The sequence below is a fragment of the Marinobacterium sp. YM272 genome (assembly GCF_050908845.1).
Taxonomy (GTDB): Bacteria; Pseudomonadota; Gammaproteobacteria; order Pseudomonadales; family Balneatricaceae; genus Marinobacterium_D.
On the sequence record NZ_CP194171.1, the window covers coordinates 2616347 to 2639743 of the forward strand.

The 23397-nt window shown below is 56.4% G+C and carries 21 protein-coding genes (1 of these 21 running past the window's edge); 9 read left to right on the forward strand and 12 right to left on the reverse strand.

Going from position 1 to position 23397, the window contains the following annotated elements; genetic code table 11:
- From ACQUQP_RS11575 to ACQUQP_RS11595, 5 genes are all read right to left on the reverse strand, one after another.
- Nucleotides 1–3929 carry the 5' end (the start) of an LEPR-XLL domain-containing protein gene (locus tag ACQUQP_RS11575; RefSeq protein ID WP_432695187.1) on the reverse strand. It extends 24763 nt beyond the left edge of the window, so 3929 of the gene's 28692 nt are visible here — the first part of the coding sequence; it begins with the start codon at nucleotides 3927–3929; its stop codon lies off the left edge, out of view.
- Between the two features lie 493 nt (nucleotides 3930–4422).
- Nucleotides 4423–5184, reverse strand: coding sequence for an SDR family NAD(P)-dependent oxidoreductase (locus ACQUQP_RS11580; RefSeq protein ID WP_432695188.1), 762 nt, complete (start codon nucleotides 5182–5184; stop codon nucleotides 4423–4425).
- Nucleotides 5185–5415: 231 nt separating this feature from the next.
- Nucleotides 5416–5877, reverse strand: a complete 462-nt coding sequence (locus ACQUQP_RS11585; protein WP_432695189.1) for a (R)-mandelonitrile lyase — start codon at nucleotides 5875–5877, stop codon at nucleotides 5416–5418.
- Between the two features lie 83 nt (nucleotides 5878–5960).
- On the reverse strand, nucleotides 5961–6680 hold the full coding sequence (locus ACQUQP_RS11590) for a RibD family protein (RefSeq protein ID WP_432695190.1): 720 nt from the start codon (nucleotides 6678–6680) through the stop codon (nucleotides 5961–5963).
- Between the two features lie 248 nt (nucleotides 6681–6928).
- Nucleotides 6929–7561: an NADPH-dependent F420 reductase gene (locus ACQUQP_RS11595; RefSeq protein WP_432695191.1), complete on the reverse strand. Its 633-nt coding sequence runs from the start codon at nucleotides 7559–7561 to the stop codon at nucleotides 6929–6931.
- 97 nt (nucleotides 7562–7658) lie between these two features.
- Here ACQUQP_RS11595 and ACQUQP_RS11600 point away from each other — a divergent pair, with 97 nt between their 5' ends.
- Nucleotides 7659–8552, forward strand: coding sequence for a LysR family transcriptional regulator (locus ACQUQP_RS11600; RefSeq protein WP_432695192.1), 894 nt, complete (start codon nucleotides 7659–7661; stop codon nucleotides 8550–8552).
- Between the two features lie 142 nt (nucleotides 8553–8694).
- On the forward strand, nucleotides 8695–9474 hold the full coding sequence (locus tag ACQUQP_RS11605; RefSeq protein ID WP_432695193.1) for a carboxymuconolactone decarboxylase family protein: 780 nt from the start codon (nucleotides 8695–8697) through the stop codon (nucleotides 9472–9474).
- A gap of 693 nt (nucleotides 9475–10167) precedes the next feature.
- Here ACQUQP_RS11605 and ACQUQP_RS11610 read toward each other — a convergent pair.
- Complete coding sequence (locus ACQUQP_RS11610) at nucleotides 10168–10680, reverse strand: RNA methyltransferase (RefSeq protein ID WP_432695194.1); 513 nt, start codon at nucleotides 10678–10680, stop codon at nucleotides 10168–10170.
- A 216-nt stretch (nucleotides 10681–10896) separates the two neighbouring features.
- A complete protein-coding gene (locus ACQUQP_RS11615) occupies nucleotides 10897–11919 on the reverse strand; it encodes a GlxA family transcriptional regulator (protein ID WP_432695195.1) in 1023 nt (340 codons plus the stop codon).
- Nucleotides 11920–12122: 203 nt separating this feature from the next.
- Here ACQUQP_RS11615 and ACQUQP_RS11620 point away from each other — a divergent pair, with 203 nt between their 5' ends.
- The 3 genes from ACQUQP_RS11620 (at nucleotide 12123) to ACQUQP_RS11630 (ending at nucleotide 14904) form a co-directional block, all read left to right on the forward strand.
- Nucleotides 12123–12914 (forward strand): aldolase, encoded by a 792-nt coding sequence (locus ACQUQP_RS11620; protein WP_432695196.1) that lies wholly within the window; start codon nucleotides 12123–12125, stop codon nucleotides 12912–12914.
- Between the two features lie 385 nt (nucleotides 12915–13299).
- Nucleotides 13300–13878, forward strand: a complete 579-nt coding sequence (locus ACQUQP_RS11625) for an NnrU family protein (protein WP_432695197.1) — start codon at nucleotides 13300–13302, stop codon at nucleotides 13876–13878.
- Nucleotides 13879–14346: 468 nt separating this feature from the next.
- A complete protein-coding gene (locus ACQUQP_RS11630) occupies nucleotides 14347–14904 on the forward strand; it encodes a hypothetical protein (RefSeq protein WP_432695198.1) in 558 nt (185 codons plus the stop codon).
- A 228-nt stretch (nucleotides 14905–15132) separates the two neighbouring features.
- Here ACQUQP_RS11630 and ACQUQP_RS11635 read toward each other — a convergent pair whose 3' ends face one another.
- The 3 genes from ACQUQP_RS11635 to ACQUQP_RS11645 all read right to left on the reverse strand — a co-directional run bounded on the left by ACQUQP_RS11635 (nucleotide 15133) and on the right by ACQUQP_RS11645 (nucleotide 18165).
- Nucleotides 15133–15462, reverse strand: a complete 330-nt coding sequence (locus tag ACQUQP_RS11635) for a hypothetical protein (protein WP_432695199.1) — start codon at nucleotides 15460–15462, stop codon at nucleotides 15133–15135.
- A gap of 601 nt (nucleotides 15463–16063) precedes the next feature.
- Nucleotides 16064–17149 (reverse strand): alkene reductase, encoded by a 1086-nt coding sequence (locus ACQUQP_RS11640; RefSeq protein ID WP_432695200.1) that lies wholly within the window; start codon nucleotides 17147–17149, stop codon nucleotides 16064–16066.
- A gap of 14 nt (nucleotides 17150–17163) precedes the next feature.
- Nucleotides 17164–18165 (reverse strand): LLM class flavin-dependent oxidoreductase, encoded by a 1002-nt coding sequence (locus ACQUQP_RS11645; RefSeq protein ID WP_432695201.1) that lies wholly within the window; start codon nucleotides 18163–18165, stop codon nucleotides 17164–17166.
- 204 nt (nucleotides 18166–18369) lie between these two features.
- Between ACQUQP_RS11645 and ACQUQP_RS11650 the strand changes: the two genes are divergently transcribed.
- Entirely contained in the window at nucleotides 18370–19080 is a 711-nt protein-coding gene (locus ACQUQP_RS11650) for a hypothetical protein (RefSeq protein ID WP_432695202.1), read from the forward strand.
- A gap of 51 nt (nucleotides 19081–19131) precedes the next feature.
- Nucleotides 19132–20043 (forward strand): LysR family transcriptional regulator, encoded by a 912-nt coding sequence (locus tag ACQUQP_RS11655; RefSeq protein ID WP_432695203.1) that lies wholly within the window; start codon nucleotides 19132–19134, stop codon nucleotides 20041–20043.
- A gap of 38 nt (nucleotides 20044–20081) precedes the next feature.
- Here ACQUQP_RS11655 and ACQUQP_RS11660 read toward each other — a convergent pair whose 3' ends face one another.
- Nucleotides 20082–20990 (reverse strand): LysR family transcriptional regulator, encoded by a 909-nt coding sequence (locus ACQUQP_RS11660; RefSeq protein ID WP_432695204.1) that lies wholly within the window; start codon nucleotides 20988–20990, stop codon nucleotides 20082–20084.
- Between the two features lie 106 nt (nucleotides 20991–21096).
- On the opposite strand from ACQUQP_RS11660, the gene ACQUQP_RS11665 reads away from it, so the two are divergent.
- Together ACQUQP_RS11665 and ACQUQP_RS11670 are read left to right on the forward strand one after the other, a co-directional pair.
- Nucleotides 21097–21540 carry a (R)-mandelonitrile lyase gene (locus tag ACQUQP_RS11665; RefSeq protein ID WP_432695205.1) on the forward strand — a complete coding sequence of 148 codons (444 nt, stop codon included), beginning with the start codon at nucleotides 21097–21099 and terminating at the stop codon, nucleotides 21538–21540.
- A gap of 98 nt (nucleotides 21541–21638) precedes the next feature.
- Nucleotides 21639–22277 (forward strand): carboxymuconolactone decarboxylase family protein, encoded by a 639-nt coding sequence (locus tag ACQUQP_RS11670; RefSeq protein WP_432695206.1) that lies wholly within the window; start codon nucleotides 21639–21641, stop codon nucleotides 22275–22277.
- A 94-nt stretch (nucleotides 22278–22371) separates the two neighbouring features.
- On the opposite strand, the gene ACQUQP_RS11675 is transcribed toward ACQUQP_RS11670, so the two are convergent.
- The gene (locus tag ACQUQP_RS11675) at nucleotides 22372–23382 is read right to left on the reverse strand and encodes a TRAP transporter substrate-binding protein (RefSeq protein WP_432695207.1); all 1011 of its coding nucleotides are present in this window, start codon (nucleotides 23380–23382) and stop codon (nucleotides 22372–22374) included.
- Nucleotides 23383–23397: the final 15 nt, after the last annotated feature.

A 23397-nucleotide genomic window follows, 5' to 3' on the forward strand; every position in this document is an offset into this window, starting at 1 on the left:
CCAGTGGACAGCGGTACATATTCGTCAAAACGCGTCAGCAAGGGGTAATTGGTGCCGGCGATCACACGGGTTGCGCGCAGTGCATCCAGTTCGGCGCCCTGTTCAACGGTGGCCTTGGCGGTGTTATTAAATATACCCGCACTGACAGCAACACTGACCGTGGTCGGAGCGCTGGCGCCGGTTCCACCCTCGGAGGTGTTCTGGGGCTCGGTATCGCTCTGAGCCGACAACTGTAGCGACTGGTCGATTTCCGCTTTGACCTCGATATCTTCGTTGGATTTCAGCGAAGCGGTGCCGCCCACATGGGATTCGACAGTGTGGTTTGCAAAGCTGAATGCCAGCGCACCTGCTACGTTAATGCTGGTCGAGGCGCCAGATGTTGCTGGGGGCTTGTAGTCTTCGGTCAGCTTGCCAAGGATGTGGTTAAGAATAGTGTCATTGACCTTATCCTTAACGCCTGTGACCTTTTGTCCAAACGAGGTGGCATCACTGTTGTCGTTGCTTTCCAGACCAGCCTCAGCGCTTGCCGAATCGCTAGCATCCAGAGAAGCCAATACGCCAATCCCGGTAGCAAAGCCGGAGTCGAGCACATGCTTGGCTTCCAGGCGATACCCCGTGTCAGGTCCACTGGCAGGTTTTTCGATTTCGATCGCTATGCCAGCGAGGGCTTCATTTTCGCTCTCAGCCAGTTTGATGACTTGTTTATCGGCGATACGAAAATCGCCCTGCAAGTTAAACTCGTTAGTGTTGGCTATTACATAGTAGGTATTGCCGTCGACCAGCCCCTTAATCGGTGCTGCACCATTCTCGCGGTACACAACAGCCTGGCCCAGGGCGAAGGTGGATCCGCCCACTGCGTTTTCCAGCACGATGGCGTTTTTCTCGATGCCGTTGGTACCGTCGCCAATATCACCAACTTTGAAATCTTTTTTGTTGGTGTCTACGTCAACACCGAGCGTCGTGTAATCAAGGTTTATCGCATCGCCTTCAATTGCTTTCCAGTCGGTGGTTGCCAGCTGGATCAGGGTGCCTTCGTTGAAGTTGGTGTTCGCGTCATCTTCGACATTGATGACGAAATAACTGCCACCATCCCTCAGGCCACCAATGCTGTTGCCCCGCTGATTGCCGTACTCAATAACATCCTCAGTCAACAATGTATGGTGACCAAGATTGATTGTGTTGCCGAAATAGTCGATATACCCCGGATCGGTGGGACGCGCGCCGGCTGCGAGATCGGAAAAACTTATTACTGTGTTTTCGTTGGCGTCGATAACACCGTTGTTATTGTCGTCGAGTTGGATCGTTTCATTGGTGTAGTCGATCTTGCCGATCTTATCGAACTTGGCCATTAGCGGATCGATCTCGATTTTGACAAGAGGCGTGCTCAACGACGTCGGATCACCTTCGATACGCTCGATGGGCTCCATTTTTGCTGTGACTACACCATCGACGCGGGTATCGATATCTGCAGTGGTCACCTCGATACCGAATGCGAGACCGGCTGCGCCATTTGAATGCAGACCTGAAGTCGCGCTCGCGCTGGCGTCAACCTCACCACCAGCACTGATGTTGGCGGTCTTGCCTGCGGTTATCGTAGCGCCCTTAGCTACCGTCAGAAGCGAAGTAACATCAGCATTGGCCACCGCCACCGACACAGCAACCTGAGATGAAGCGCCACCTCTAACGTCTCCCAGATCTCGCGCGGTTTCGGTTTCAATCTCAGATGTGGCAGCCGCATCCGATGTAATAACCACGGTTTCGCCCGACTCAATAGTTACCCCGCTCTGGATATCAACGGTTGATTTGGCGAATGATCCGGTATATCCGATGCTGAACAACTTGCTCTTGGCGACGCCGGTGCTTTCTGTGGAGGCACTCGAATAGATCCCCACCGCGTAGTCACCGATCAGATTGGCGCCATCCCGCACTGTCACGTCTGCTGTCGCGCTGCGCACGACTACTTTGGCAGGTAATGCGGTCAGGTCGTTGAGTTTGCTCACCACTGAACCGATTACAAACTGGTCGACCACATTGCTGATACCGTTAATATCAGAGAAGCTGCGATCCTCACCCTGGGCGATCAGGTAGACACCACCCGCAGTCAGCGTTGCGCCTGCACCTATATCCACCGAGACGTGTTTATCCTGCACCATTAACGGTGAAAGATTTTCCAGTTGCGGAACATTGATCCGACGGGCACGGAATACGATGTCATCGGCATCGGTCGGGTCTGTTGCATCCCGTGCCGATAGTGTGACCCCATCGTTCACCTTGATATGGTCGGCGAAGACTTCAAGGTACCCACCGCCGGTTGAGACGTCTCCAGCAAAGGTGATGGTGTCGACCAACGGATCTTCAATCGTGGCTGGGTTGCCTTCGTGGTTACCGTAAAGCAGCAGATCCGCGGCAAAATCATCGGCAACCGAGTTAACCGTTAACTGATCGGCGCCGTTGAGCAGTTCAATGGTAAGTGAGCTGGTCGGCGTCTTGAACAGCTGAACATCGGTCGTAACCTGCGTGAACGGATTGAAGAAGCTGAAACCTTCGAATTTAATGTGCATGTATCCGGGGGTCGGATCCGCCTCCAGGGTCCAGATGTCAGAGAAGAAGGTGCCCTTGATAACCCTGTCGGCATCATTGCCCTGCAGGACAGTGAACTGGTCCATCCCGGCATAGTTGATGATTTTGCCCAGGAAGGTTGTCGTACCGGAGACATCGAACCCAGCGGGCATGTAAACCACATAATTACTGCTTAATGCATCGTAAACCGCGAAACTGTCGTTAGTACCTACACCCGTTATGGTACCGCTGAGGCTGCCCGCCTGATCGAACAGAAATACGCTTCCCTCAGGCGCGCTGCCGGTCAGATTTTCAAAGTTCTGGAAGCTGTAATTACCGACTTCGCCGGCATTAACGCCGGTGATTTTGAACTGCGTGTCGATGGCGGAGGCGATGAGTTCGTCACCGGCATGAGCGCCAGAGATAAACCGGTCTATTCCGCTAAATCCGCCTATTGCCGTTGCATCAGCCGTCCCCAGGTCGACCTCAATGCTGCTGGTATAGGCTGCGAAATCCAGCGTATCTATGGCTGCTGCCGGCGGTGTCTGTCCAACATTGGTGCCGCCCGGTGCTACCCCCCCTTCTACAGTTCCGGTCAGACCGGCACCGTCACTGAACACGAAGCTGTCATCGGCAATACCGCCAACAAGGTTCTCGATATTTTCGAACGAGGAGCCGTTAAGCGTGCCCCGATCGATGCCGGTGACAAGCCATTGGTTTGCGTTATCCGTACCTCGGAGGGTGTCTCCACTACCTCCCATACCGTCAAAACTAAAGCTTCCGCTCCAGCCAGACAGGGTTAAGGTGTTATCTGAGGTACCCCCAGCGATATCGGCGACTTCAAAGCCACCCAGTATATCGATGCGATCAGTACCGATATCGATGCCGGCATCAGACAGTTCAAAATCGGTGTCGGCTTTGAGCTCCAGGGTATCGGAACCTGTGCCAAGAAAAGTGAGCGTGAGCGAATCAAGGCTGGAGAGATCAATGCTGACGAGGTCGACGCTAAGGGTATCGTCACCGTCAAGCCCGGTAACCACTATTCCGCCGATATCGGCACCGGATGCAGCGGCCGAGGACACCACGTCACTGGTACTGTTCAGTAACCGGTACTCGGCAGCGCTCGAGTCGTAATCCAGTACCAGATAGTCTTCAGTATTTCCGCTATCAAGGAAGGACAGATCTGCTGAAAGCAGCAAGCGAGGTTCGAGAGGCTCAAATTTCAGCGAGGATGCGGAGAGCGGTTGGGCACGATCTCCTTGAGCGAGTTCCCGCACCGCACCACAGACACGGCGCCAAAGCGTTGTCGGCCGGTACTGACCCTCCTCAGTTGCCAGCCCCTGCTTGCTTACACCGAATGGAACCGCCATATCGTGAAACCTCGCTCACAAAATCTGTGTTGGTCATTTGCAGCATCCTGCTGCCCCTACGAGGACTCGATCAGCGACAGCAAAACGTGCCGGGCCGCTCGGTTTATCTAGTTTATAAAAGACCAAAGGCAGGGATTGGGCAAGTTACGAGCTGATCAATTCCGGTATTTCAAAGATATGATTTCACCAGGCTGCTTTTAGTGCGGCAGACTGTATCAATTGAGTGACAACTCGACCTGAGGCGGTCTGATTTAGATGCGGCAGTGGTTATCCGCATATTGGACTTTAAGACGAAATCAGGATCGGGCGTAGAGCAACGGGGGAAAGGTAAGCAGGTGAACTTAGGGTGCGGCGGTACCTGATCAACAGGCCGCATAGGGGCAAGGTTTACATTTAAGGTTAGCCGGTCACAGGCGTCATCCCGGTCTTGGAAAAAATGGTGGTGAGCGGTGCGCCCACCACCAGTGGCGGAGGCCGTTATGGCCTGACCCGCTTAACGCACGGTATAACCGCCATCGACGGCCAGCGCATGACCCATCACGAAGGTCGAGCCAGGGCCACAAAGCCAGAGCACCGGATCGGCTACTTCTTCGGCGCTTCCCAAACGACGGGCGGGCACCTGCTCCATCAGGAGATCCATCGCTTCGGTTTCGTTCTCCTTCATGCCGGCAACCATTGGGGTATCGATAATGCCCGGACAGACCGCATTAATGCGGATCCCCTGAGCGGCGTACTCCAGCGCCGCGGTTTTGGTAAGCCCGTGAACGCCATGTTTGGCTGCGTGGTAAGCCGCACGGCCGGGTACCCCGACAAAACCGCCCAATGATGAGCAGTTCACGATGGCACCGCTACCCTGTTTGCGCATCTGGATCAGCTCATGTTTCATGCAGTTCCAGACCCCGCCCAGGTTGATATCGACCACACGGTCGAATTCGGCGCGTTCCAGATCGGCGGTTTCGGTAGCAAGCGACTGCACGCCGGCGTTATTGAACGCCGCATCCAGGCTGCCGAAGGTTTCGACGGTTTTCTCAACCATCGCTTTTACAGCCGCCTCATCGGTAACATCGCAGGCGATAGCCAGGGTTTTTGCGCCCTCTGCGGCGAGCTCATCAGCAACCGCCTGGGCGGCTTCAGCGTTGATGTCAGCGATCGCAACGGCCGCACCAGCTTTCACAAACGCCTTGACGGTTGCCAGCCCCATGCCTGAAGCGCCGCCGGTAACCAGGGCTACTTTTCCAGAAAAATCGTGATTCATAATGACCTCTCATAATCTCAAGTGGGAGCATTGTACGGTCGCACCACTCCAGCGATTAGAGTGCAAAATTAATTAAGACTAATGAATTGTATTTATTAATACACAACAGGAGTTACGCCTTCTAGCGTGCCTTTCGAGATAAGACTCAGGGGAGTTAGAGAAAAGAAAACGAGATAAGAAAACCGTAAAAGGCGGGCGCCTGAACACGCCCGCCCCTGGTGCGAGTGGAAATTACTCGCCGTACTGCGCGTCGGTTACCGCTTCCATCCAGTCGACGTTCTTGCCGTCTTTAAACTGCTGGATGGCATAATGGGTAACGGCTGTCTTGTCAGTAGCGCCGTGCCAGTGTTTTACACCCGGCGGGCACCAGACCACATCGCCCGGCTCCATGACGACTTTCTCTTTGCCCTCTTCCTGGACCCAGCCTTTGCCGTCGGTAACGACCAGCATCTGACCCGCCGGATGTGTGTGCCAGTTGGATCGAGCGCCAGGCATGAAGGTGACCTTGCCGCTGTTGACCATGAACGGCTCGTTATTAGGGAACACCATTTCGATATAGGCGGTGCCGGTAAATTTGTCAGCCGGTCCCATAAAAGTATCCCGGGTGCCGTTTTTGCTGATCTCCATACCTTCTGCAAATGCACCGGTTGAAATGATGGCGGTCGCCAGGGTTAACGCTCTAAGTCCAGTCATTTGGATGCTCCTATGACACTTCTAGTTTTACGGGCAGCTGCCCGTGCGGATACTGCACTGCCTGTAGCAGACAAGATGAAAACTCAATGCTGGCCGGCGCTCACAACCTGATGACGCAGCCAGACGACACCGCCCTCCAGCGTTTCGCTGGATTTCAGGCGCAGCGCCTGTCCCGCCCCGGGAAGGTCGAGGTCACTGCTGGCGCAGTCAACAATACTGGGAACACCCTTGAGACCATCCAGTGTCGGGCAGATCAGCATACTGAATTCGTCGATCAGTCCGGCCGCCCAGAAAGCACCGTTGGTGATGCCACCACCCTCAAGCAGCAAACGCTCAATACTAAAAGCATCACCCAGCGCCTCAAGCGCCGGTTCCAGCTGATCACCTTGAGGACCAGCAAACAGATAAGAGACGCCAGCCTCCCTGAGCCTGGCCAAAGCTTCATCGGACACCTGCTGGGACAGAACCAACACCAGGTGCTCGCCCTCTAGATCACCGGACTCCGGGCGCAACCGCCCCTGAGGATCGATGGCAATGGCCAGCTGGCGTGCGCCAGGCTCTGCGACGTGGTTTGTACGCTCGACAGGGGTGTCCAGAAAAGCCGGATGCTCCTCCTGCCCGATATATTCCGCCATGGTTTTGCGACCGACTATCCAGCCCTGCGCATTCAATTTGGCAGCGGCGGGTTCATAGTGAGTCTCGATCAGATCCCAGATACCCCCGTCAGCGGGGTCGGTCCAGCGCGCCGGAAGCAGGCGACCATCCAGGCTGGTAATCATGTGACAGATAATTTTCGGACGCATTGTGGCTCTCGCTGTGTTCAGGAGATCGGTTTAGTACAGGGTTAACGGTATAGATTAACGCGGTTCCCTGAACACTGGATCGCTTCGCGGCTTGCTTGTCTAAGCTTCAGTTAATGCCAAAGGTAGAGAAGCCAGGGACACCGATAAACAGGTATCCCCCGCTTGCTGTTATGAGTGCGAATCATTAAAAAATGATTGCTACGGCTGGAGAGTTTTATTCAGCGTCCCGGCAGCGCAGTACTGGCACATCAAAGCCGGTCAAAACGGTAGACAAGTTCCGGACCGCCCGGTTGGGAGTAAGCCAGCTCCGCCGTTACCATGGCGAACGGTTCCACAAAACGGGCACTGCGCAAAGGGCCGGTATCCAGAGGCTCATACCCCACGTCGCTGATAAGCTGACGCGCCACTTTCTTCGCCCATTCGTCATCGCCGTAGTAGATCAACTGGGGGCGTGGTGAGCGGCTCTTGCGCCCCTCGAACACCTCAAACAGAACCTCGCTGGGGCTGGTGTTGAACGCCGATACCCAGCGTGCGTCCGGCCGCCGTTCATGCAGTACCTCGGCACCGGATGAATCGGTGCCGACCACCAGATTGGTGTTGTCCAGGTTAAGCGGCACACAGCAGTTGATCACCACCTTGCCGTCGAGATCTCCCACCTGCTCCAGCACGTCATCAATCCGTGACCAATGCACCGACAGCAAAATCACATCGGCTTGTGCCGCCTCGGCGGGTGTACCCACCTTGCCTCCCGCCTCCCTGGCCAGGCGTTCCAGCTTGGATGGGTTACGGCTATAGCTGAACGTCACTGCATGGCCTGCTCTGGCCCAGATCGTTCCGATCTTGGCACCCATCAGGCCCGAACCAATTACACCTATCTTCATGAAAAACCTCCAAGAACGGATCTTATTTTTAGAATCTCAAACCTATTTATCGATCTTATGCTGGTACAATTAACAAAATGATGAAGGGGGCTCATTAATGCTTAGGGAAAACGTAACTGACCTGATCTCTTTTGTCGTGGTTGCCCGCGTCGGCAGTTTTACCCGCGCAGCTGCACAGATCGGCGTTTCTCAATCAGCACTGAGCCATGCGGTCCGTGGCCTCGAAACACGCCTTGGCGTGCGCCTGCTCACGCGCACCACCCGCAAAGTCACGCCCACGCCCGAGGGCGAACGAGTGCTCGAGCGCATCGCGCCTCACTTCACCCAGATCGAAGAGGAGCTGGAAGCACTGGTCGAAATGCGCGACCAGCCCGCCGGCACCATCCGCATCACCACCACAGACCACGCTGCCGATACCGTTGTCTGGCCCAAGCTCGCCCCCGTTCTGTTGAAATACCCCGACCTCAAGGTCGAAGTGGTAACCGATTACAGCCTGACAGATATTGTGGCGGAAAAGTTCGATGCCGGCGTGCGTCTCGGCGAACAGGTGTCCGAAGGGATGATCGCCGTTCGCGTGGGGCCCGATTTCCGTATGCTGGTAGTTGCTGCACCTTCTTACTACGAAGGCCGCGACAAACCTCAGACGCCCCAGGACCTTACCAACCATAACTGCATCAACCTGCGCCTTTCCACCCATGGCGGCCTTTACGCCTGGGAGTTCGAGAAAGAGGATCGCGAGGTCAACGTGCGGGTGGATGGGCAGTTCACCTTCAACAATATCTACCCGGTGGTGAAGGCCGCTCTCGACGGCTACGGCCTCGGTTACGTGCCGGAAGACCTGGTCCGGGAGCATATCGATGCCGGCCGACTTGTCACCGCACTGGAAGACTGGACCCCGCCCTTCCCCGGCTATTTTTTCTATTACCCCCACCGTCGCCAGTCATCTCTGGCGTTTCGCGTCATCGTCGAGGCACTGCAGCATCAGGACTGATACGCATTTATGACTGACTATCATAACTGCTTGCTGAGTTATCGCCTTGTCTACTGTTCAGTAGCCTGAGATCTTGCAACACGTTGTTGTTGATACCGGTTCAATCCAAGCCGGTGTAAGAGAGACTTAGAGGGAGATGATGATGAAACGAATAGCTGCCCCGTTACTGACGGCTGCAATAGCAGGCGCTCTGGCATTTTCAGCCCAGGCCGAAACCTACCCGGGTGTTCCTGCACTTGAAGAGTTGGGTTCCGCATCACCGGCCCTCGCAGATTACACCGAAACTCTGGTGCTGGGCGAAGTCTGGAAACGTGCTGACCTTTCTCCGCGTGATCGCAGCATCGCCACCATCGCGGCGCTCGTCGCCCGCAATCAGACCGGCGAACTGCGATTTCAGGTCAACTTTGCACTGGATAATGGCGTAAAGCCCAGCGAGATCTCCGAGATCATCACTCACCTGGCGTTCTATGCCGGCTGGGGGAACGCCACCTCGGCCGCAGCGGTATTGAGCGAAGTATTCAAAGAGCGCAGCATCGGTGAAGACCAGCTGCCGCCGGCGGATGCCGAGCTGCTGCCGCTGGATGAGGCGACCGAAAATGCACGCGCCAACCGCGTTGACGAAGTCTATGGCGGTATCGCCGACGGCGTACTGAAGTACACCACCGAAGCGCTGTTCCGCGATCTCTGGCTGCGCCCGGCGCTGGCGCCGCGTGACCGCAGCCTGGTTACCGTCAGTGCCCTAATCGCCACCGGCAAGATCGAGCAGGTTTCCTTCCACCTGGGTAAAGCGATGGACAACGGCCTGACCAAGCCGGAAGCCTCCGAACTGCTGACCCACCTGGCGTTCTATGCCGGCTGGCCGAATATCTTCTCCACCCTTCCGGTGGCGGAAAAGGTGTTTGAAGCCAAGGCCAGTCAGTAAACGGCTAATCGCTGACTGATTGCAGATCCAGGATGCCGATTCATGCCGTTATGGGGCGTGAATCGGCATTTTTGGTTTTACCTGCCATTAAGGTTTGCAGGGAAAGTGCTTCTTACTTCCACCTGCTTGCAGTTTCCAATGCGCCTCAACCGGCCACAGAAATAGCCTCGTGGTCGGTCACTAACAGGAAGTAAGAAGAAGAGAGAACCGTTGAATGGCCGGCTCTTTGATAACTCGAACGCTGCGTCATTCGTGCCAGCTGACATGAACAGGATGGTAGGACACAGAAAGCCATAAGGCATACCTTATGGATTATATATACAATATTTATTTTTCCTTATCGTCCTGGCAATGCAAACTACTCCCACTTGGCTGAAACGCCGGTTTTCAATAAAGGAGGTTTTGCTATGTGGAAACTCAATGCTGCAGAATATGACGATCAAATCGCTGCTGATTGGCCGCAGAAACCTATTCCCCTGCCGCCGCTGCCGCACTGAAACGTAAACAGGCGCTCACTCCGAGCGCCTGTTTACGTTTCAACTGCAATCAAAGCTCTACGCCACAACTCTCGCCAGCTTTGTCCGGAAAGTCCCGTGTCTTAACATCCCCTAAACCGCTAACTATTTGGCCGGCATAGGCACAGGCGCTATTCGCGAAGCAGCTGCGATTTCCGCAAACGCCGGGCGCTGTCTATCAAGCTCGCACAACCAGGCGATTATTCACGTCACGACTGGCTTTGATGCGCTCGGCATCATCAATCGACAGGTCTGACTTGGCAAGGCGGTCATACATCAACACGTTCACCGTAGCGGCCAGGTTCATGCAACCGATGGTCGGCACATACACCACATGGCTGGCCCTATCGACCACCGCCTGCGGAATCGAGCCATCTTCCGGGCCGAACACGTAGAGCGCCTTTTCTGGATGAGTGAACGCTGGCAGAGGAATCGCCCCTTCGGCCAGCTCGACACATACGATCGGCATATCCTCGGGCAATCCCTGGGCGAGGTCATCCACCTGCAGCAGCGGGATAGAGTTGCCGACGTTCTTGGTATCGGTACTGTAGCGGGAAGCACGGGCGAAACGCTCACCCACATAACGCACTTCATCAGCCTGATAACAGCCGGCGGCACGCAGAACGGCGCCCACATTGGACGGACTTTTGGGGTTAAACAAACCGATAAAAACGGTTCCCTGCTTGGACATTAACGGGCGCTCAATAAGAATCGAATAGGCGCTATTTTATCCTTTATTCGTGTCCATCGCCTGTAAAAATCGTTCATTGAGCGCTTACGTCTACCTTGAGCTGCCAATCTGGCTGGAGACCGATCTGAGTGGCCCAAGAGCCTCAGAAACGGCGCGGGCACCTCTTCACCCGGCGTGGTAAAGGGCCACCCCCTGGTAATCGGCAGGATTAAAGAATCAGCTGTTATCCCGGTCGGCCTGGCGGAACTGGGTCGGCGATGAGCCAAACACCATTTTGAAACTGTGGCTGAAATGGGTCTGGGTGGTGAAACCACAGGCGATGGCGACCTCGGAGATGCTGTAGTCGGTCTTGCGCAGCAACTGGCGGCCCTTGTTCAGGCGCAGCTCCAGGTAATAGCGCGACGGGCTGGTGTTCACATACTTGGAGAACAGGCGCTCGATCTGCCGCCGCGACAACGAGGTGTAATCGCTGAAGTCGGTGATATCCAGCGGTTCCTCCAGGTTGTTCTCCATCAGCTCGATGATGATCTCCAGGTTTTTCGGGATGTAGTTCACGCCACTGGAGAACGCCGAGTTCACCGAGCGGTTCTCGTCCACATTGAGAATCCCATTAACGCCCCGCTTCATGTCCGCGCCAAACAGCTTTTCGATCAGATCCTGCATCACGTGGATCGCACTGTTCGGCCCGACGCAGGTAAAGCTCTTGTTCTCGATAGTGTACGAGGCATTACCGATGCGGGTGTTCGGATAGCGCTCGCGGATCAAATCGCGGCTATCAGGATGGGTGGCGCATTCAGCCAGATCAAACATGCCGGCAGCGGCAAGAAAATAGGTGCCGTTCCACAGGCTACCGATCCAGATCTCCTCTTCCAGCGCCTTGTTGATCAGCTTCTGAATCGGCGGCGAATCCCGCAGCGGCGTGCGCAGACCACCGCAGATCACCAGGATATCGATATCCTTGACCTGAACCGCATCAACACGCTCATTCACCGCCACTTCAATGCCCAGGTCACTGATCACCTTCTCGCCGTCGACACTGGCGGTTTCCACATCAAATACCGGCGTGGTGGTGATCAGGTTGGAGGTCACCAGCACATCAACAGCGCCGGTGAAGGAAACCATGGAGAAGTTATCAAGCAGTACGAAAAGCGCCTTTTTCTTCGCGCTGGTAACTGCGATATCTTTGGAGGCCAGTCGGGTGGAGTGCTTGATTGGACTGGAGAAACGGCTGTTGTTCATCAATGGCGGACCCGACTCGAATTATAATAGTGCTATGAAAGCCCGGAGAAAGCGCGTCAGTATGTACGCAGGAGCCATACGCTTTCGATCTCTGAAGCGAATTTTACTTCAGCTTTAAATGTAGATCACCCACCAGAAAAGCCCCGACCATCGCGCTACACTGGCTAATCAACCAGACCTTCCGATATGCCCAAGGAGAGCCCATGGCCCACGACATGAAACCCTTAACCCGTGCCCTGACTGCCGATGAGATTGAAGTCATTCAGGCTCCCGAGGTAAAGGCTGCGCGCGAGGATCTGGCCGCCTGTTTTCAGATGGCTGCCCGGCTCAATATGGAAGAAGGGATCTGCAACCACTTTTCAGCGCTGGTGCCGGGTCGCACCGACCTCTTTCTGGTTAACCCTTACGGTCTCTCCTTTGGAGAGGTGTCCGCTTCATCGCTGCTGATCTGCGATTTTGACGGCAACGTACTGGCCGGTGAAGGACACCCGGAAGCCACCGCCTTTTATATCCATGCACAGGTCCACAAACACTGCCCTGGCGCCACCGCCTGCTTCCATACCCATATGCCCTGGGCCACCTCGCTGACACTGTCCGACGAGGATCCGCTGCTCTACGCAAGCCAGAGTTCACTTAAGTTTTATGGCCGTGTCGCCGTGGATACCGACTATAACGGCCTGGCCCTTGGGCCTGAGGAAGGCGTACGCATCGCCAGGGCGATGGGTGATGCCGACGTTCTTTTTATGCGCCATCACGGCGTGATGGTCACAGCGCCGAGCATCGCCGAAGCCTGGGACGATCTCTATTTCCTGGAACGCGCCGCCCAGGTTCAGCAACTGGCGGTATCCAGCGGGCGCAAACTGGTGCCGGTCAGCGCGGAGATCGCCCGTAAAACCGCGCAGCAGATTCGCGAGGAAGACGCCACCAGCGCCGAGATGCATCTGGCGAGCATCAAGCGCCGACTGAAAGGCGATGTGGCGCCGTTCGACGCCTGATTAACCAACCCGGTTTGATACGGAAGCGAGCGATGAAACACTCTATTCTCACTGCCACCCTGCTGCTCACCGGTGCCTTCACGGCCGCACCCTCCTTAGCGGTCATGCGGTTGCCAAAGGCGCCGCTGGTCTGAATGAGACGCGCCAGGAGTTGGCCAATCTTCACTACGATGAATGCAAGGGCTATCGCGGGGACGGAGCTATCAGGATCATGTATGGCGTCCTGGCCGTTCACCCTAAAGTACGTCAGCGGCCGTCAACAGGAAGCCTTCTAAAACCAGGGCTGTAAGGAGCCCACCACTCAGCCCTAACCGAAGGCCGTATACAGCGTTCAATCAGTGCTCTAAGCTGGGCAATTCGACCTTCATGATAACAAGGAGTCGTCATGACCCTCCTGATCCTCGGTCTTGTTCTGTTTCTCGGTACGCATTCCACACGCATCCTGGCGCCCGGTTTCCGGGAGAGCGCTGTGCGAAGCCTGGGCATTATCCCCTGGAAAGGCCTTTACAGCCTTGTCTCGCTGGCCGGGTTTATGCTGATCATCTGGGGTTACGGGGAGGCCCGCTACACACCGACCTGGGTCTGGATGTCGCCGGACTGGACCCGGCACATTACCGCTCTCTTATTGGTTCCCGCGTTTATCCTGCTCGCTGCGGCCTATGTACCAGGCACTTATATGAAGGCCAAGCTGGGCCATCCCATGGCACTGGCCGTCAAGATATGGGCGTTCGCCCACCTTCTCAGTAATGGCACGGTGGCTGACATTCTGCTGTTCGGCGCCTTCTTGGCCTGGGCCATACTCTATTACGCTGTTGCTCGCCGCCGTGATCGGGCAGAGGGGGTGACTTACAAAGCTATCAGCGTTCAACGCGACCTGATCGCCGTGGCCATCGGTCTGGCATTCTACGCTGTCTTTGCCGCTGTTCTGCATGAATGGCTGATAGGGGTGCGCCCTTTCGGCTAGCCAGTTCGGTGCACCCTGGGTGCAAACGCCTTCATGGTGGTGCACTCAGGGTCAGAGCACCATTCATTGATGTTGATTCTGCGCCAATGCCGCCCCCTCGTCAGGGCGGCGCGGCTAACCAGTGTGACTGGTAGAATAAAAAACCCCGTGTCTAGCAATGCTGCCACGGGGTTTTCTTCTTGCAGTGAGATCCCAGTTCTCTTCAAACTTCGGGCGCTTGCCCATTTGGCTCACTTGTTTCATCTACACTTTAGCCCAAATTTTAGACCTCTCCACTAGCAAGATTGACCTGCGTCAAATCCGAATGGTTCGTGCATCAAATTCTAACTGTCGTTTATCTGAATTTGCCATGAACGACGGCTTTGTGCCGTGGAAGTGAGGAGGGATTCTGACAATGGCATAAAGATTGCCACTTTCTTAGCGCTAGTGTCGGTTAGGGTTATATCCAGATTAAGGAGTAACTTCTCAATGTTTAATGGATTGGATGAGATCGAAGACTTTGCCGCTCGGCTTGCACCCTTGACCTCCGAGGAGCAGGCAGCAGCGAAGCGAAAGCAAGAGGCTTCTGTGCAGACGGATGAGCCTGAAATTGCCGCCTTGGATAATCTGGATGAAGCAGCGGCACACAAAGCCGCACTGGAGTTGGGTTCAGCGACGAAGTTGGTGTCCGAAGTTGCTTCCGAAACAGAGGCACCTTTATCCGGGGTGGAAGCGATGGAAGCCGAACCTTTGCCTGAGCCAGAACCCCAGTCTGAGGCTGTTCTGGAGATGATACGCGGAGCAGAAGATGAGCGTGCTGGGCCGGCAATTGAAAAAGAGAGTGCAGTAAATTCAAACTCGACACCAGTATATGAACCCGTTCCGGAGATTAAAGCTGTACCGCCCGATCCAATAGCGGAAGCGATCCCGGCGCTTGCACACAAAACTGAACCCGGACCAGGCCACAGAGGCTCAACCGTTGCGTTTGCCAAATACGTCGCTGTGGGAGGGTTGTTGTCATTCGGTTTGCTGGTACTGCTGCTTTAGTGCACAGGGATATCAAATACAGCTGGAAGGTAGGTGTTCATTGAGCAGACCCAAATTTTCTGCGCATATTCGAGCTTCCAAATCTGCGTGGCATCCACCACGAATGAACCCTCAGTGCGGTTAGCCAAGCTGTCTACACGCCTCAACACTGGGCACACAGCTTACCTTTTCTCTCTTGGTCGGCTTAATCTAACTCAGATGAAACCTGTACTCCTAATCTGTAAGCCGTCAGAGCACTCTCATCGCATCTATATGCCAGCAGACACGTTCGAACACGGTTAAGTCGCCGCTACTGATCAGTTCGAGGGGTGATTTACCCTCGTAATACGGGTCGTCGTGAGGGCTAGACATGTAACCGTAGACCTCCTCGGGGTCGTCAAAGACTGTTTCGAGGGATGAATGGATATTGAGCACGAAGTTCACACGCTCGCATTGTTCCTCGCTGAGGACTGCGGGAAATGGCTGGTCAGGATCCAGTTTCAGGATGGCGAGCGCCTGATTGGGCGTGCACTGCCATTGGACGAGTACATGCAGTACCTCGGTAAGGCTGGTGCTCATAGGTTTATCCCCCGATAACAGTCTTTGGATTTTCCCGCGGGCATCTGCCCGGCAACTGAACTAAAAGGTCGTCGGTTTTTAAAGTATAGATAGAGAGTTCGAGAGAGCGGGAGCACTTGGCCAGTAGAGTCGGGTTTTGGCTTTGCTCCCTACACCGCCGCAGGGCGGTGCCGATAACTATCGATCCGGAAAGTCACTCGGCTGAAGCCCAAACAGGCTGGTTCTAGCCTTAGATGCATCCGCACAGGCCACCGACATCGCAACCTATAAGCTTTAAATTATACAAATTATAGACAATATTAATTTTTACTTATCCTCGGGACGATGCAGACTGTTCCTATTCCGCCAGCACGCTGGCAATAACTTTAGGAGGTTTTGCTATGTGGATTCTCAACGCCGTAGACTACGACGATCAGATCGCTGCTGATTGGCCGCAGAAGCCGATCCCGCTGCCACCGATGCCGCAGCACTAATAGATAAACGGGCGCTCAGACTGAGCGCCCGTTTTCGTTTTTATCTCTGACCAATGACCGGTCACCCAGTCCTCAACAAAGCCGCATTCAGAGTATACGGATTACCGGATTTAGACGCCCTGCCGGATTCAGCCTGCCTGGTGATACGCCGGATAATCCACGTAACCTTCAGCACCGCCGCCGTAAAACGATGACCGGTTAACCGGCGCCAGTGGCCAGCTGTTGCGGGTGCGCTCGACAAAGTCCGGGTTGGCAACGAAGGGAGTACCAAAGGCTGCCAGATCGAGAAGTCCGTCTGCAATCATCCGGTCCGCCTGCGCTGCTGACAAACCACCGGCCAGTATCAACGTACCCTTCCAGCTCTTTCGCAACTCCTCCAGCAGGCCGCTGGCGATCAGCTGCTGCTGGGCCGCGAGATGAAGATAGGCGATCTTTCGAGCGTTCAGCGCGTCGGTGATATGTAGATAGGTCTCGGCTATATCGGTATAGAGCGGCATATCACCCAGCTCGTTATAGGGCGAAAGGCGCACACCGGTGCTCTCAGCGCCGATCTCCTCCACAACCGCATCGACCACATCAAGCAGAAAACGGCTGCGGCTCTCCAGCGTTGCGCCACCGTACGGGTCTTCCCGGGTATTCAGCACCGGGTTGATAAACTGCTCGATCAGATAGCCGTTTGCCGCATGGATTTCCACACCGTCAAAGCCAGCCTCTATGGCATTGGCTGCCGCCTGACGAAACTCGTCGACCAGGGTTTCAATTCCTGTTTCATCCAAGGCTTGCGGTTGACTTGCCGCCAGATCACGGGCCTCGCCCAGCTCGTCGTATGCAAATGCCTTGCCCCCCGCCACTGCTACCGAGCTGACCGGAGCACCGTTCTCCGGCTGGATACTGCGATGAGATACCCGCCCTACGTGCCAGAGCTGGGCGAAGATTCTGCCGCCCTGCTCATGTACGGCATCGGTCACAGTGCGCCAGGCTTCTACCTGACGCTGGCTGTAGATCCCCGGCGTGTAAAGATAGCCCCTGCCCTGGCGGGAAATCGGCACACCCTCACTGATGATCAGTCCAGCGCTGGCACGCTGGGCGTAGTAAAGCGCGGTGTTGTGATCGGGTACACCATCGACCGCGCGGGAGCGCGTCATCGGCGCCATCACCACGCGGTTGTTCAGCGTCGTGGCGCCCAGCTGATAACCGCTTAACAGACTTTCCATCTTCCGCCTCCTGTTCAGGCCTGAGCCCAGGCCTGGCCGATCAGTTCAATGGAACGGATGCGCGCTTCAGGGTCGTGGATCCAGGAGTTGAGCATGATCTCATCGGCACCGGTTCGGGCTACCAGATCATTCAGCTTCTCGCATACCTGCTCAGCGGTGCCCCAGGCGGATTCACGCAGCTGATTGTGGACGCGCTGAGCCTCGCTGACGTGCCAGAGCTTAGTCATATCCTCTACCGGCTTGGGCAGCAGCGTATCGGTACCGCGTCCCAGGTTGAGGAATTTCTGCAGCTCGGTGGTGGCCAGATACTCCGCCTCCTGCTGGGTATCGGCGGCGACGGCGTTGACGCAGACAATGACGTAGGGCTTGTCCAGCTGTTCGGACGGCTGGAAGTTCTCGCGGTAGTAGTCGATCGCCGCCTGCATCGCATCCGGCGCAAAGTGTGACGCAAACGCCAGAGGCAGTCCTTTCATCGCCGCGAGCTGGGCGCTGTAGGTGCTTGACCCCAACAGCCATAGCGGGATATTCAGCCCCTGACCCGGCACCGCCTTAATCTTCTGGCCGCGTGCCGCCGGCTTGAGGTAGCGCTGTAGCTCTTCCACCATTTCCGGGAAATCGAGGCCGTTGGAGCGCACATCACGACGCAGCGCACGCACGGTCTGCATATCGGTACCCGGTGCCCGGCCCAGGCCCAGATCGATACGGTTGGGGTAGAGCGATTCCAGCGTCCCAAACTGCTCGGCAACCACCAGCGGTGCGTGGTTCGGCAGCATGATGCCACCGGAGCCCAGGCGGATACGGGAGGTTTTCGCGCCTATATGGCTCAGCACCACTGCCGTGGCCGCACTGGCGATATCGATCAGGTTATGGTGCTCGGCCACCCAGAAGCGGTTAAAGCCGGCTTTTTCGGCGGCCTGTGCCAGCCGCGTGCTGGTTTCCAGCGCGTCAGCGGCGTTAAAACCTTCACCAATGGTGACCAGATCCAGCGCAGAAAGCGGTACGGTGTTGCGCGTCATCTTCATTCTCCTCAGCCCTGATGCAGGCCGTTTAAACATCGTCGTAATTCAGGCTGCGAAGTATGATTGGTCACACAAAATCGATAAACAGGGTTATATTCCAATCAATGTAGACTTAATTTCTACAATTAGAGACCTATTCAGCGTATAGACTGGCCTCCTTTCATATAGGGATTCATACAGAGAACTCTACCGAGGAGCACGATGAACGACAGCCGCTACTACGCCATTCGCGATATCGCCCACCGCTGGTTTGCCTTCTTTGAGGGGCAGACCGAAAGCCTGGAAAAACACCTGCAACTATTTACGCCGGACGTGCGCCTGGTCCACGCCGGTCAACACCTATTGGCCGAGGGACAGTCTGCAATGGGGGACTGGCTGAAACAGGTGCCGCCGGCAACAGACTCACACTTTATAAACGCCCTGCATTGGCAGCCGACACCGGATAACCGAGCCAGGGTTGAGATGGAGATCGGCTACCAGGTGATGCGAAACGGCGAAATGGTCGGCGGCGCCATCATTGAATACAAGACTGAAGTGGTGTTCACAGAATCCGGCGAGGCAGCATTTAGCTTTCTTCAGAAGACACCGGTGCGCCAAAACCCGGATCGCGAATTCAAGGACTCCTTCGCCGCCAACCGCCTTGGCGCCACCGCCGCACGAATCGACTTTATCCTCGCCAACGGCCAGGCCGAACAGGTCGCGGATGAACTGATGGAGCCGGCCGCGAGCGAACAGTGGCAGCAGCTGATAACCCACCAAGATACAGAAGCCCTGACCTACGCAAGGACCGGCGAACGGAATGAAGCCGCCCTCGCCCTGACACTGGAGCTGCCTGACACACAGAGCCTCAGCCTGTTGCTGACGGAACAGGCCGGTCGCTATTTAAGGGTGCGGGCGATAGAGTTGAACTGAACTGAATTGGACTGAACTGATATTTACTCAGCAGGGCAGCGATAGTCGATTATGCGCAACACCGATCACCTGGGCGGGATCACCGCCTTTGTCACCACCGCCCAACAGGGCAGTTTTACTTCGGCGGCGGAACGACTCGGTCTTACCCGCTCTGCCGTCGCAAAAAGCGTGGGTCGCCTCGAAGAGCGCCTGGGCCTGAAACTGTTCCAGCGCTCTACCCGTCGGCTAAGCCTGACACCAGATGGCGAGCGCTACCTGGCCAGCTGCCAGAGCGCACTGGATATTCTGGATGAAGCGGAAGCGGATCTCACCTCACACACCACCCGCCCTGCCGGCCGGTTACGTGTGGACCTGCCGGCTGCGTTCGGGCGCCAGCGCATCCTGCCGCTGCTGCTGGAGATCGCGCGGGAATACCCGGAGCTGTCCCTGACCGTATCTTTCAGTGAGCGCTTCGTGGATCTGATTGAGGAAGGGATAGACCTGGTGGTGCGTATCGGCGAGCTGGCTGACAGCAGCGGTCTGGTCGCCCGCCGGTTGACCACGCAAAAGCTGGTGATCTGCGCCTCGCCGGATTATCTGCAGCAAAACGGCGAACCCGGCTCAATCGACGCGCTGAGCCAGCACCGCTGCGTGGTCGGCGTTCGCCGCAACCAGCCGGTCTCCTGGCTGATGAAGCAATCCAATGGCGAACTGACACGGGTCACACCACCAGCCACCCACGAGTTTGCCGATGGCGAGGCGCTGCTTGGCGCGGTGCTGGGCGGCTGCGGCCTGTCTCAGCTGCCATTATGGCTGGTGGGTGAACACCTTAAAAACGGTGCCCTGCAGGAAGTGTTACCGGGCTATTCCGGCGGAGAGGTGCCGATCAGCGCGGTCTGGCCCCATAGCCGTCGGGTACTGCCGAAGATACGTCATGTGGTCGACCGCCTGGTAGACGCTGCCGAGAAAGGGTTGCTGGACTGAACCGCGTATTTGGCAGTAGGCCACCCCGTTGCGGCTCCTCACCGCTGATCCTGCGAGGCGCCATCACGCAGGGCATCCAGCACTACCCGGAAGGCAGCGGTCTGCTGGCGACGGCTGGGGTAATAGAGGTAGTATCCGGGAAAGGGCTCCGACCAGTCTGCCAGCACCTCCTGCAGTTCGCCGTTATCCAGATGAGGTTGCGCCAGCCCATCCGGTATCTGCGCCAAACCAACCCCGGCCAGGCAAGCGTCCAGGATCTGGATCACGCTGTTCATGATCAGCGGGCCATCCACCCTCACCCGGGATTCTTCTCCGTTACGTTCAAACTCCCAGGCATACAACCCGCCGTGGGTGGGAAGACGCAGGTTGATGCAGCGATGCCCGGTCAGCTCGTTCGGCGTACGCGGTACCGAATAGCGAGCCAGATATTTTGGCGCCGCCACCGTGACCATCCGCATCTGCCGTACGATCGGCACGGCAATCATGTCAGCGGCCAGCATTCCGCCAAGCCGGACACCTGCATCGCAGCGCTCGGCGGCTATATCGGTGAGACCATAATCCGTGATCAGTTCGACGGTGATCTCCGGGTAGGCATCCAGTAGCGGCAGCAGCCTTGGCCAGAGCACGTAGCGCGCCGCGTATTCATCGGCGGTTATACGGACGATGCCAGCGGGTCTGTCACGCAGATCCGCTACCGCAGACAGATGAGCATCAATCTGATCCAGCAGCGGCGCAATCTCGCGCAGCAGTTTTTCTCCTGCTTCGGTGCGTGTCACGCTGCGGGTGGTGCGGGTCAGCAGCCTCACACCCAGGCGCTCTTCCAGTGCGCGCATGGTCTGGCTAACCGCAGAAGGCGAAACACCCAGGTGCGCCGCCGCGCGGGTAAAGTTGCCCTCCCGGGCCACGGTCACAAATACCGAGAGCGAATCCAGACTTTGAGTCGACATAATTAAGTTTTACTTCAAACTGCGTTAAGGATTTGACGTATACAGCATGCAATAACGATTTGCTAGATTGTAGCTACACAACAGAGATTCAGATCAGGAGGCGAAAGTGAGCACTACAGACAAAAGCTCTGACGATATGCAGGTTATCCGCGCCGGCTCCACCCCAGCGATCAAAGGACCTGACGAGTGGTTCACCGGCACCGTGCGTATCGACAAGATCTTCAACGCACCGGCACCGTCGCGCCTGGGTATGGCCGTCGTGAACTTCGAACCCGGCGCCCGCACCAACTGGCACACCCATCCGCTGGGCCAGGCGCTGCTGGTTACCGACGGTGTCGGCTGGACCCAGTGCGAAGGTGGCCCGCGTACCGAAATCCGCCCCGGCGATATCATCTACTGCAACTGTGGCCGGCGCCATTGGCATGGCGCTACCGATACCACCTACATGCAGCACGTGGCGGTTCAGGAAGCGCTGGACGGCAGCCCGGTTACCTGGATGGAACCGGTCACCGATGAGCAATACCTGAGCGGTCCGATCAAAAAGGACTGATCACCCATCGCCCACAAGCCGCCAGGCGTCAGCAGTGCCAATCCGCCCCCCTGACGCCCGATGCCACCTGAACAACAGAAAAACAGGAGGTTCAACACATGGCCAATGCAGCGTTGAGCACACGCCAGCAGGCACTGATCCCGATTGCGGCCTTTGCCGCTGCCGGTGATATCGCCAGGCTGAACACCGCCCTGGCCGAAGGCCTGGACAACGGTGTCAGCATCAGCGACGCGAAAGAGGTGCTGGTCCAGGTCTACGCCTATGCGGGCTTTCCACGCAGCCTGAATGCTCTGGGCGTGCTGATGAAACTGATATTGGATCGCAAAGAACAGGGTATCGAGGACGATCCCGGTCAGGATCTACCCAGCAAGCCGATCCCCCAGGGAGAAGCCCTGTTGGTCGCCGGCACCCGTAACCAGACAGCCCTTGCCGGCGCGCCGGTAAAAGGCCCGCTGTTCGAATTCGCACCGGCCATCGACAACTACCTGAAGACCCACCTGTTCGGCGATATTTTCGAGCGCGACAACCTGGACTGGAAAGACCGGGAGCTGGCCACGGTGAGCATGTTGTCGGCGCTGAGCGGTGCCGAACCCCAGGTGGGAGCCCACGTTAAGATCAGCATGAATGCCGGCGTGACAGCCGACCAGCTGCGCCAGCTTGTGGAGGTACTCAAGCTGAAGGTAGATAGAAATGCCGCCAAACGTGCCGGCGATGCGCTGGATCACGCACTGGCCTGAGCCTCTTCACCAGCAGTTTGCGGACAGAAAAAATCCCGGCATGCGCTTGCTGTACATGCCGGGATTGCCCCTCACGGAGAGGGAACTCTAGCGGTTAGACACCACAGACTTTTTTCAACTCAACAGCACGTTCGTACACTTTTCTCGCCGGAATATTTTTCGCTTCCAGGTCGTTAATATACTGATCGGTGATCTCACCCAGCACCGGCTCCCAGGCCTTGCGAGCGTCATCGCTGAGCGGGATCAGCTTATCGCCCATCTCTACCGCCTCTTTCATCGACTCCTTATCCAGGTTATCGAAGATGGCGGTCATGTACTGCGACCACTTGGCCCCGGAGTATTTGTCGAGAACGGCTTTAAGATCCTCCGGCAGGCCGTTATAGACGTTCTTGTTCATGGTGACCACGAACGCCAGGGAGTAGAGATTGACCTGGGTGTGGTAGTTAATCAGTTCGTTGAGGCGGAATACCTTGGTGCCATCCCAGGAGATCGCCACGCCATCGATCACATCACGCTGCAGCGACTGGTAGATTTCGGGCGCAGGCATGCCCACCGGCTGAGCGCCAAGATTCTCCAGCAACGTCCCCACTGCTACTGTCGGGCGACGGATACGCATCCCTTTCAGGTCTTCAGGGTAAACCAACGCTTTATCACGGGAGTGAAGCTGACCCGGGCCGTTGGTGTAAACGAATAGCACATGGGAATCATCATACTCGGAGGAAACCTCACCCTCGTCATACAGCTTTTGCAGTATGCATGAGCCCTGGGAGCCGGTGTTGACCATGCCCGGCAGTTCCACGATCTGGCTAAGCGGGAAACGGTTGGCGGTATACCCCTGAACGGTGGCTGTCATATCGGCGATGTTATTAACCACCGCCTCATAAGAGTTACCGGCCTTAACCAGCGTTTGCGAGGGATAAAGCTCAATCTCGATCCGCCCCTGCGAATCCTCGTTGATCATCTTGCCCCATTCCGCAAACCCCTGGTGGATCGACGAGTTAGCCGGCCAGGGATGGGCAAAACGCAGAGTAACGTCCGCGGCCAATACATTCATGGATAAGGCGGCCAGCGCACCACCCATCGCAACCAAATTTTTAATTTTCATCTGGAATTTCCTTTT